Source organism: Pseudalkalibacillus hwajinpoensis, assembly GCF_015234585.1.
Classification (GTDB): Bacteria; Bacillota; Bacilli; order Bacillales; family Guptibacillaceae; genus Guptibacillus; species Guptibacillus hwajinpoensis_B.
The window spans coordinates 125983-137304 of sequence record NZ_JADFCM010000002.1; the positions used below are offsets into that span (position 1 = coordinate 125983).

7 protein-coding genes and 3 pseudogenes are annotated in these 11322 nt (G+C 38.3%); 2 read left to right on the plus strand and 8 right to left on the minus strand.

The annotated features are described in order from the left end of the window. Positions 1–52: 52 nt before the first annotated feature. From IQ283_RS24350 to cadC, 3 genes and pseudogenes are all read right to left on the minus strand, one after another. Positions 53–1261, minus strand: a pseudogene (locus IQ283_RS24350) (dihydrolipoyl dehydrogenase); the annotation flags it as partial. 151 nt (positions 1262–1412) lie between these two features. Continuing rightward, complete coding sequence (locus IQ283_RS08635; RefSeq protein WP_194219784.1) at positions 1413–3584, minus strand: heavy metal translocating P-type ATPase; 2172 nt, start codon at positions 3582–3584, stop codon at positions 1413–1415. Further along, positions 3577–3945, minus strand: a complete 369-nt coding sequence (gene cadC / locus IQ283_RS08640) for a Cd(II)-sensing metalloregulatory transcriptional repressor CadC (RefSeq protein WP_194219785.1) — start codon at positions 3943–3945, stop codon at positions 3577–3579. The genes IQ283_RS08635 and cadC overlap by 8 nt, the downstream gene beginning before the upstream one ends. A gap of 271 nt (positions 3946–4216) precedes the next feature. On the opposite strand from cadC, the gene IQ283_RS08645 reads away from it, so the two are divergent. Both IQ283_RS08645 and IQ283_RS08650 read left to right on the plus strand, forming a co-directional pair. Beyond that, positions 4217–4771, plus strand: a complete 555-nt coding sequence (locus tag IQ283_RS08645; protein ID WP_194219786.1) for a recombinase family protein — start codon at positions 4217–4219, stop codon at positions 4769–4771. A gap of 31 nt (positions 4772–4802) precedes the next feature. After that, positions 4803–5548: pseudogene (locus IQ283_RS08650) on the plus strand (DUF4158 domain-containing protein); the annotation flags it as partial. A gap of 164 nt (positions 5549–5712) precedes the next feature. Here IQ283_RS08650 and IQ283_RS24405 read toward each other — a convergent pair. From IQ283_RS24405 to IQ283_RS08675, 5 genes and pseudogenes are all read right to left on the minus strand, one after another. Beyond that, positions 5713–5856 (minus strand): annotated as a pseudogene (locus IQ283_RS24405) (transposase); the annotation flags it as partial. A gap of 593 nt (positions 5857–6449) precedes the next feature. After that, positions 6450–8474, minus strand: a complete 2025-nt coding sequence (locus IQ283_RS08660; protein WP_242057302.1) for a heavy metal translocating P-type ATPase — start codon at positions 8472–8474, stop codon at positions 6450–6452. Positions 8475–8733: 259 nt separating this feature from the next. Further along, entirely contained in the window at positions 8734–9408 is a 675-nt protein-coding gene (locus tag IQ283_RS08665) for a response regulator transcription factor (RefSeq protein WP_194219789.1), read from the minus strand. Between the two features lies 1 nt (position 9409). Beyond that, positions 9410–10795 carry a HAMP domain-containing sensor histidine kinase gene (locus IQ283_RS08670; protein WP_194219790.1) on the minus strand — a complete coding sequence of 462 codons (1386 nt, stop codon included), beginning with the start codon at positions 10793–10795 and terminating at the stop codon, positions 9410–9412. A 168-nt stretch (positions 10796–10963) separates the two neighbouring features. Then, positions 10964–11293 carry a four-helix bundle copper-binding protein gene (locus IQ283_RS08675; protein WP_194219791.1) on the minus strand — a complete coding sequence of 110 codons (330 nt, stop codon included), beginning with the start codon at positions 11291–11293 and terminating at the stop codon, positions 10964–10966. Between the last annotated feature and the right edge of the window lie 29 nt (positions 11294–11322).

The following is an 11322-nucleotide window of genomic DNA, read 5'->3' on the forward strand; positions in this document are numbered from 1 at the left end:
ATAATTTCAAATTGTACTGAATTAAAATTTAGGCTTATTTATTTCCCTTAAGTTATTTTTTATTTAACATATGAATAGCATGTCCCATAACTCCTTCGGCTGCTTCCATAAGTGGTTCAGGCAAAGTTGGGTGTGCATGAATTGTAAGGCTGAGATCTTCTGCAGTTGCCCCTGACTCAATTGCAAAGACTGCTTCAGCAATAAGCGAAGATACATCTGGTCCTACCATCTGTACACCTAACAACTGATTTGACTCCTTATCCGCCACGACTTGGACAAATCCATCGGCATCCGATACAGATAATGCTCTGCCGTTGGCTTGGAATGGAAAACGGCTGGAAACTGTTTCGTATCCTCTTTCCTTAGCTCCCTTCTCTGTTATACCCGTATAGGCTACTTCAGGATCGCTGAAAATAACAAATGGCATGGACTGAAAATCAATCACACTGTTTTGACCGCAAATTACTTCTGCAGCTATCTTACCTTCATAACTCGCTTTATGAGCAAGGAGATAACCACCTGCACAGTCACCGATTGCATAGATCAATGTTTGTTTGACATTTATCATTAATCTTAATAAATTTTCGTTCATCTAATTCTACACCGATATTGTCCAGACCAATTTGCCCGGTATTCGGTTTTCTTCCAATGGATACTAAGCAATAATCACCTTTAACAATTTCTTCTTTGCCATTCACTTCAACACCGATTTTTACTTCATCACCGATATTTTCTCCGCCTTGTACGCGATGGAGTCAGTACCAGGAAGAATCGTATCTGAACCCTCTAGAATTGTTACTTTTGCACCAAACTTAGCATAATCTGTCCACAATTCCAAACCGATATAACCACCACCTACTACTACTAAATGTTTCGGTACTTCTTGTAACATTAATGCCTCCGTAGATGAAATGATTCTCTTCTTATCAAATGGCATACTTTTTAATTCGAAAGGTAGGGACCCTATCGCAAGGATTAAATCTTTGTAGGAATATACCTGTTCTTCGTTTCCCACTGTGACTTTTGCAGTATGGGACTCGGTGAGATAAGCTTCTCCACTAATCACCTCAACTCCATTGCCTTTCAGCAAGGTCCGAACCCCATTCGTTAGCTTGTTTACGATTCCTTCCTTCCACTTCACTACTTCCGGCATATCCACTTCAACTTTACCAGATACTTTGATTCCCATTGTATTGGCATGTTTAATATGCTTTACTCGTTCAGATGCACTAATTAGGGCTTTTGATGGAATACACCCACGGTATATTTATACCAATATGTAATATAAAAACTGATGTTTTACTTATACCCAATCTTTCTATTTTTAATTAGGCTGGAGGTTTAGAAGTTACACTATTAATGAAATTTTTTTTAGAAAAGGGCTTTCCTCTGTCTGGAAAGCCCTGTTTCCTTTATTCTTTCACTTTCATAAGTCGTAAACTATTTAATGCTACCAGAAGTGTTGCACCCATATCTGAAAGGATAGCAATCCAGAGCGTTAACCAGCCTGGGATAACCAATAGTAAGGCAATTAATTTAATAACAATTGCAAAAGTAATGTTAGTTTTGATGATATTTAGAGCTTTTCGGCTAAGCTTTACAGTGAATGGAAGTTTTGTTAAATCGTCTCCCATTAGAGCGACGTCTGCCGTTTCCAGGGCTGTATCTGTACCAGCTCCTCCCATTGCGATCCCAACTGTAGATGCTGCTAAAGCAGGAGCATCATTGACACCATCTCCAACCATAGCTACGTTTCCGTACTCGGACCTCAATTGTTTAATATAGTCTAATTTGTCCTGAGGCATAAGTTCTGCTTGAATATCTGAAACTCCGACATGCCCACCTATTGCACTCGCAGTACCCTTATTATCACCTGTAAGCATAATTGTCTTTTTAATACCAAGTTGATGTAGTTTTTGAATGATTTCTTTACTTGACTCACGTACTTCATCAGCTACAGCAATAATAGCGAGCATTTCTTTATCAGTTCCAACAACCATCGCTGTTTTCCCTTGATTTTGAAGAGTAGTAACATTTTGCTCTAAGTCTTTATCGAAATCAGCAGTCAATAATTCCTTAAAGAGTTTCGGGCTGCCTATATAATAAGTCGTCCCGTTTACAATACCCTTTATACCCTTTCCTGTTATAGAAGAGAAATCCTCTACCTTTACGTCAGAATAAGTAATGTTTTCTTCTTCTGCTTTTTTCATGATGGCTGAAGCAAGAGGATGTTGAGAACGATACTCCAATGCAGTAATAATGGATAGCAATTCTTTTTCATTTATCTGTTTGTTCAACACATTATAATCAGTTACAGCTGGGACCCCTTTTGTTAAGGTACCTGTTTTATCAAATGCAATAGCCTTTAAGGCACCCATTTCTTCTAAATACACTCCTCCTTTTACAAGGACACCTTTTTTCGCAGCATTTCCAATTGCTGATACAATAGAAATAGGAGTCGATATGACCAACGCACAAGGACAACCAACAACAAGAACAGCTAATCCTTGATAAATCCATGTTTCCCAACTGCCATCAAAGAAAAGTGGAGGAACAACTGCGACTAAAGCCGCAATGATCATGATGATTGGCGTATAATATTTTGCGAATTTCTCAACAAATGCTTGAGATGGAGCACGTTCACCCTGTGCTTCCTCTACAAGATGAATAATTTTAGAAATCGTTGTATCTTCCACAAGTTTCGTTATTTTTACTTCAAGTAATCCTTCTTCATTTAAGGTACCTGCAAATACTTCATCATCAACCGTTTTCTCAACAGGGACTGATTCACCTGTAATAGCTGCTTGGTTAACGGCAGAGTATCCACTTACAACTACACCATCCATTGCAATCTTTTGACCAGGTTTTACAATCATGATATCCCCAACAGCAATATCATCAACATGAATCATTATTTCTTGTCCATTACGTCTAACGAGCGCCTCTTTAGGAGCGATATCCATTAATGAACGAATCGACTGTCTTGCTCTATCCATAGAGAATCGTTCAAGTGCTTCACTAATTGCAAAGAGTATGACAACAAGGGAAACTTCAGCCCATTCTCCTATAATGGCACCACCTATAACAGCTACTGTCATAAGGGTTTTCATGTCAAAGTCAAAATGAATCAAGTTTTGTAAACCGACTTTAAAGAGTGATAATCCTCCGATTAACATAGATGCTACAAATAATAATGTAGTAACAATGTTCTCATCCCCATTAACAGATGAGGAAAGGTAACCAAAGACAAGAAATAAGGCTGAATAGAGTAAAGTGCTGTGTTTTTTATAGAACGGCACTTTTTCTTCTTTTTTAACCTCTTTCACCTCTTGTGAATCTTGACGAGCAAATTTTTCAGGAGTCACTTTAAGATTCTCAAATGCACCTGCTTTTTCTAGTTCTTCTATCGTTGCATTACCATAAACAGCAATTTTAGATGCACCAAAATTTACTTTTGCATCCTCAACTCCAGATAGCTGTTTTACATTTTTTTCGAATTTACCCGCGCAGTTTGCGCAAGTAAAACCTTGTACACGATAGGCCTTCATTTCTTGTTCAGATGTTATTGCCTTTTGATCAGACATTGACATTCACCTCTTTCTTATGTTCTAGTACAATCATCATTATTTGTCTAATATGTTCATCGTCTAACGAATAAAACGCTAGTTTTCCTTCTTTTCTATATTTTACAATCCCCTGCTTATGAAGGGTCCTTAAATGATGAGAAGCATTTGCCACCGTAATACCAATAATATTTGCTATATCACACACACATAACTCTTTGTCTTGACACAAAGCATAGGTAATCTTTGCCCTATTTTCATCCGCAATTGCTTTTAACAATTGGGCAACACTAACAATATCGATTGTTTTTAAATCACCTTGTATTCGATTGACCTTTTCCTCGTCATAACAAAAAATTTCACAAGTATCTTTCTTATTCACATTATCACCCCATTAATATTCAAGTGTTTACTTGAATATAGTATATCCCTTTCCTTGGTTAATATTCAAGTGAAGATTTGAATGAAAAACATAAAATGATTTTTTATAACAGTAATTCCCATTAACGAATGTTTAAGGGAAAAATTTTACCTATCTATAGTACACATGGTTTTTGGCGTTTTCTAATCCCTAAACCATTCCCGTATTCATCTTCCCTAAAATTGACTTATAATCCGAATTAGGGAACAATTATTCTTGGGGAGGGAATTTAATGGGGAAAGTTTTTGGATATGCTCGTGTTTCTACTCAAGATCAAATTTTAGATCTTCAAATTGATGCTTTAGAAAAAGCAGGCGCAGCTGTTATTTACAAAGAGAAAATAACTGGAACGAGAAAAGAACGTCCAGAATTAGAACAACTCCTAAAGGCTATAAGTAAAGGTGATTCTGTGGTCGTTTATAAGTTGGATCGTATCTCAAGGTCTACAAAACATCTAATTGAATTGGTTGAAACCTTTGAAGAAAAAAAGGTCAATTTTATTTCCATACAGGATAATATTGATACATCTACAGCTATGGGACGTTTTTTCTTCCGAACAATGGCCAGTATTGCTGAACTAGAACGAGATATTATCAGTGAGCGTACAAAATCAGGATTACAATCTGCAAGAATGAGAGGCCGAAATGGGGGGAGACCTTCCAAAGACCCCGAGTTGGTGGAACGTGCTTTAAAACTACATTCATCTAAACAATATAGCATCAAAGAAATTACGGATATGACGGGTGTTAGTAAATCAGTGTTGTATCGAGCTTTGGAAAAAAATTAAACCTTCGGGTTGGATTAAGGGGGATTTTCCTGTGTATCTAAGAGCAAGAGAACTACTTACACCTGAGATCAAAGAAAGGGTTTTTTGATAATCCCGTCTACTTTAAGTAATTGGGAATTAGCGTATTACTATACCCTTACACAAGATGATATTGAGGTAATAAGACGTAGAAGAAGAGATCATAATCGATTGGGATTCGCTATTCAAATTTGTCTTTTTCGTTACCCTGGTTGGTCTCTTTCAGATATCAAGAATGTTCCTGATAAGGTGATAAACTATGTTGCTAATCAGTTACAAGTAGATGCAAGTGAATTTAAGCTATATTCTGAACGAGTGCAAACGAAACATGAACATATGGAGGAAATACGAAAGTATTATGGTTTTTCTAATTTTTCAGCACAGTCATATCGGATTATTTCACAGGCATTACTCCCCCATGCAATTGAAAATTCAAATGCACTGTTCCTAATAAGGATGACTTTAGAAGAAATGCGAAAGCGAAAAATCATTCTGCCTGCTATGACAACGATTGAAAGATTAGTATGGGAAACAAGGCGAAGGGCAGAGGAGAAAGTATATAATTCACTCTATAAACCGTTATCTCCATGGCAAAAACAACAATTGGAGAAATTAATTGATACCCCTTCCGCTAAATCCAAAACTAGGCTTGGATGGCTAAGGGAAATACCAGGTCAATCATCACCAGATGCTTTTTTAAAAGTAATTGAGAGATTAGAATGTGTTCGTTTATTAAATCTTTCAACAGAGTCCGAAAATAATAGCGTACTTTTTATTCTCATTAAACCTCCGAAAGGAATGAGGTTCATATCGGGCGCCTAGCCTAGCAAGCTGAAGCAGCCTATTCGACCCTTGGGTGGACGATTACTAGACGCATGAGCAAGGTGTTCATCGAATCCTGTCCAATTTGAAACTTTCGCCATTTATTTATATGGTATGGTAGCTCCTATTTTCGCTACTAGGTTATATTTCTTCATAATGCGGCGAATTCGTTTAGGATTCATCCCCACTCCATAGTCATTGGATAGAAACATATTGATGGACAATGCGCCCACTTTTCCCTGGTGTTCATCATAAACGTCTTAATAAGACTATAATCGTAATCGTCTTTTTGCTTTTTCAACTTTTTCAACTGGCGCTTTTCCTCTGAATGTAACCAATTATAGTAACCTGAACAACTAACGCAGGGTCGACCTAAAGAACCTTTACCTCTTTTTCTGTATAAGATTTTTCTTCTCCAAATTACTTAAATAACTTACGCCAACGCTTTAAACTTTCTTTTGGTTTGTCAGCACCGATGACCGTCATATCAAAGCCACTCTCCGAAACATTTGATAAAGGCCTTTACCGTCTCAAGATTCTCCTTAACAGCTCTCACCCTAAAATCAGGATGATAAGTAATCGTTCGATCGGAAACCTCTCAACATTGGGGTTCGTTTCTAGTTGTCTCATTTGAAATCTATTAAAAATAATATTACTCATAACCTACAACTTCGCTCCAATTTATTAATATGATTATAAAGGGATTCATTCACTCTTTAAACACAAAACCCCGAATAATGGTTCACTTTTTAAAAGTGTCCATTGTTCGGGGTATAGTTCATTAAGAATCAAGAGAGTTATTTTTAATAAATTGGAAACGCTCAACCTGCATTATGGGTTAAGCTTTTAATAATTTGGCATTAACCGCAACAATAATAGTACTCAAAGACATGAGAACAGCACCTACAGCAGGACTTAGCACGATACCAAAAGGATATAAAACCCCCGCTGCAAGTGGAATCGCGATTATATTGTACCCAGCTGCCCACCACAGGTTTTGAATCATTTTCTTATAAGTTGCTTTCGACAAATTTATAATAGATACTACATCTTTTGGATTGCTTTTGACTAGTACGATATCTGCCGTCTCCATCGCGACATCTGTTCCTGCTCCAATCGCGATTCCAAGATCGGCGTTGGCTAACGCAGGCGCATCGTTTACGCCATCACCTGTCATGGCCACTTTTAATCCTTTTTCTTTCACTTTCTTAATTTGATCCGCTTTTTCGTGTGGCAATACCTCAGCGTAAACTTCGCTCAGATCTAGTTGATCAGCCACCCAGTTTGCTACTTGCTGGTTATCTCCAGTTAGCATCATAGAAGATACGTTTTGATCCTTTAACTGCTGAATGGCATTTTTCGCACTTTCACGAATCATGTCTGCGAGGGCAATCATCGCTTCTAATTTTCCATTAATTAATACGAAAACAACCGTTTTCCCTTGCTCGGCAAGTTCGGTATACATTTCTTTTTGAAAGTCGACTTTTTCATCATTCATGTAGCCAGGGCTTACTACCATCACCTTTTTACCTTCGACTGTTCCTTCTAGCCCTTTACCTGTGATCGATTGAAAATTTTCTACTTCATTCACTGAAAGGCTTCTCTTGTTTGCTTCCTCAACAATTCCCCGTGCTATGGGATGTTCAGATTCCATTTCAACGGATGCAGCCAGTTGAATAACCTGATCTTCATCCATGTTTTCGGTAATGACGTTCGTCACACCGAACTTCCCTTCAGTAAGTGTACCTGTCTTATCGAACACAACAGCACCTAACTGCCGGGCACCTTCAAAGCTAGCTCGATTCCGAATGAGCAGTCCTTGTTTCGCAGATAATGCTGTTGACCTCGCTACCACAAGTGGTGCAGCTAACCCTAAGGCGTGAGGACAGGCAATTACCATCACTGTAACCATACGTTCGAGCGCATACACAAAATCATACCCAAGTAAAAGCCATACGAATAACGTGGTAAAACCTGCTCCAAGCGCCAGGTAAAACAGCCACTTTGCAGCGCGATCAGAGAAATTCTGTGTTCTTGACTTAGATTCTTGTGCTTCCTTCACCATTGTCACAACCTGGGAAAGGTAACTATCTTCACCAGTTTTCTTAACTTTAACCGTTAGTGATCCTTCTCCATTAATCGATGCTCCGATCACTTCATCTTCTTTTCCTTTCTCAACAGGAACAGATTCTCCGGTCAACATCGACTCATCGATGGATGATTGCCCTTTTATGATAACACCATCTACCGGTACCTTTTCACCTGGTTTAATAAGGACATTGTCTCCTTCTTGTAGTTCAGAGGTTGGAACATCTTTAATTTCTCCATTCTGGTCGATCCGATGAGCTTCAGAAGGCATGAGCTTAACCAGTTCCTCTAACGCCTTCGATGCACCCATGACAGATTTCATTTCGATCCAATGTCCAAGAAGCATAATATCAATCAGGGTTGCGAGCTCCCAGAAGAAATTCTTGCCCGATAATCCGAATACTGTAAGTGAACTATATCCGTAAGCGACGATGATTGCTAGTGCAATCAACATCATCATTCCGGGGTTCTTATTTTTCAATTCACTCCAGGCACCTGTTAGAAATGGCCACCCTCCATAAAAGAAAATGAAGGTTGAAAGCGAAAATAAAATGTATAAATCCTCTGTAAACCTTAGATCGATGTTTACAAATCCTTGTAACATCGGGGATAGAATAAGAATAGGTAGCGTTACAAGCAATGAAATGTAAAACCTCTTCTTGAAATCCTCAACCATATGTGCGTGGTGTGAGCTATGGTCGTGCTCATTCCCCCCGCCGTGGTTATTTTCTGCATCGGCATGGTGATGACCATGTTCATGATTTGAGTGGTTCATATGATCCTTCTCCTTCTTTTCAATATTGGTATTATTATTCTCTCCTATATCTCTCATTAGTTCCCGATAATTGTCCAGAAATCATCAAGAAAGCGTGAAAATAAAAAAAACTGCCTGATTAGGCAGCTTTTGAAATGAAGTATAAGTGCACATAATAGAAGAAATTTTTGCTGTTGAGGGGCTCCTGATATATCGGCGATAATTTGAAAATTTATCAGCGAAACTGGATTAAATCCTATCTTACTAGTCAAATCTTAACCTAATTCTTCCACTTATAACCGACTCCCCAGATTGTTTTTAAATGTCCTTCAATCTGAAATCCTGATTGCCGACATTTCTCACGAAGGTTTCGAATGTGGGAATCAATCGTACGACCTTCTGTATTAGACTCGAACCCCCAAATCAATTGAATGAGGTGCGCTCTACTGAATACCTTTTCAGAATTTCTCATAAAAAGGCCCAGAAGATTAAATTCGATCGGTGTCATTGTAATCGTCTTTCCTTTATAGGAAACCCTGTGCTTATCCATTTCCCACATTAATCCATTCATGACTAGCGTGTTTTTGTCTACTTGATTAAAACGCCTCGTAATCGCTTCTATCCTTGCAAGAAGGACGTCTTCATCGAATGGTTTCGTTATGTAATCATCTGCCCCAAGCTTTAATCCTTTTACAATTTCATTCGATTGATCTCTTGCTGTTAACATAATAATCGGGACATCTGACATACTACGTATTTCTTTGCATGTTGTCCATCCATCCATTTCGGGCATCATAACATCCAGTAGAACAAGATCAATTTTGTCTGTTTTTATTTTTTCAAGTGCTTCAAATCCTGTGCTTGCTTTATAGATCGTATAGCCATGTGGCATTAAGAACAGAGCTATTAAATCCACCATTCGCTCTTCATCATCTACTATTAAGATACGCTGCATATTACTCAACTCCTGGGATCACTATTTGTACCGTCGTGCCTTCTCCTACCCTACTTTTAGCAGAAATCGTTCCTTGATGTTTTTCAATAATATCCTTAGCAATGGCAAGTCCTAGTCCTGATCCCCCATATTTACGAGACCTGGATTTGTCTACACGATATAGACGATCGAAAATATATGGTAGATCTTGTTCCGGAATCCCTTCTCCTTCATCAATGATTTCTACTTTTACCTCCCCCTCTATTTTTACTGCTTCAATGCGGACGGTTTTCCCGCTTCCTGAATAGTGGAGGGCATTGTCCAATAGGTTAAGCAAGACTTGGGAAAACCTCTCTGAATCACCTGAGATCGTAATATCTTTCTCACAGTTTGTATAGAGTGATAAACCTTTGTTTTCAAATGCTGGCATCACTTTTTCTCTAACTTCAAATATCAATGGACAGAGCTCAATGTCCTCACGTTCGATTGAAAATCCTTTTTGATCCATCTTTGCCATATCAAATAAGTCTTTCACAAGATTTGTGAGATTTTGCGATTCTTCCTTGATAATCGTCAAGTACCTGCTTCTATCCTCAGAAGAAAGGTTCTCCCGCTTGGCAATTTTTGCATATCCGCTTAAATAAGTTAAAGGTGTTCTCAACTCATGAGAAATACTTGATAGGAAATTACTTCGCTCGTTTTTTAAACGAAGCAAGTCATTCGATAAGCTTTGTATCGCTCTAGCCAATTCTCCTAATTCATCATCCCTCTTTTCTTTTAATGAAACGTCATGCTCACCGCAACTCATTTTCTGTGTAGCTTCCTTCATATGAATGAGAGGTTTCGTAATAATTCTAGACAAGTAGATAATCGTAATAATTGTGAGAAACAATGCAAGACCCATGACAATCAAGAATTGAGAAGTCAATCTGTCATGAACATCTCTGATTCCAGCAGTGTCTAAGAACATATATACATATCCGACGAGCTCGCCATTTACGTTCACAGGTGAAACCGAGGAGATGAAAGGCGATTTTCTCCAATCGCCGTCAATGATTCCACCATCTACCTGCTTTCTATCGACTGATTCGATGGTATCTTTTATGTCTGAAGTAATTTCATTAGAGTGTGAGAGGACATTGTTAACAGCATCCGTAAGGACAACCTGTGTTTCAGCTTCAGATTCCATTAACGCGACGTGCTCTCTCGTACTACGATCGAAATGTTTCTCCAGTACATCTCGGTGACTGTTCCCACGGGCAATCAAAGCATCCGTCTCCACCATCACTCGCTCATTTAAAAAGCCAAAATAGAGTACTACAAAAAGAATCCCTTCTAATAGCATGATACTTGTAAGAAAAAGCACACCTAACTTTGTGGCTAGTTTATTCTTTCTCTTGAATCGCATAGTAAAACCCTTTTACGACTTATCATATCACTGTTGTATCGAGAAATTGTGCATCTCGCTTTATACATTTCATCTAATAATACGTCGAATAAAATAATAAAAAAGCTACAACGACCGTTTTGTAAAACTGTACGGTCGTTGTAGCTTCTGTTAAAAAATCTGCTTTTATTACGCTGCTAGTTTTTTACACTCTTCCGCACATTTGAAACAAGCGTCTGCGCATTCTTGGCAATGTTTATGGTCATGTTTCTTACACTCATTACCGCAAGCTTCACAAATTGTTGCACAAGCCTGAGCCATTTCTGCAGCAAAAGGTGTACCTCTTACTAATGCTTGTTCAAGGAAGCCACAAATATCTGCACATTCTCGATCGAGACGGATACATTCAGCCATCATCTTAACATCATCTTCTTTTAAACACGAATCATAACAATGGTTACAAGCCGTCATACACTCATGAAGGGTTTCAATCATGGATCCATATTTTTCGTGTGACATATTCAAATTCCTCCTTAAATTTTGTTTAC

Bases quoted from the DNA above. Each gene is read 5' to 3' on its own strand.
- IQ283_RS08635 (WP_194219784.1), bottom strand. From the start codon at position 3,584: ATGTCTGATCAAAAGGCAATAACATCTGAACAAGAAATGAAGGCCTAT.
- IQ283_RS08645 (WP_194219786.1), top strand. From the start codon at position 4,217: ATGGGGAAAGTTTTTGGATATGCTCGTGTTTCTACTCAAGATCAAATT.
- IQ283_RS08660 (WP_242057302.1), bottom strand. From the start codon at position 8,474: ATGAACCACTCAAATCATGAACATGGTCATCACCATGCCGATGCAGAA.
- IQ283_RS08665 (WP_194219789.1), bottom strand. From the start codon at position 9,408: ATGCAGCGTATCTTAATAGTAGATGATGAAGAGCGAATGGTGGATTTA.
- IQ283_RS08670 (WP_194219790.1), bottom strand. From the start codon at position 10,795: ATGCGATTCAAGAGAAAGAATAAACTAGCCACAAAGTTAGGTGTGCTT.
- IQ283_RS08675 (WP_194219791.1), bottom strand. From the start codon at position 11,293: ATGTCACACGAAAAATATGGATCCATGATTGAAACCCTTCATGAGTGT.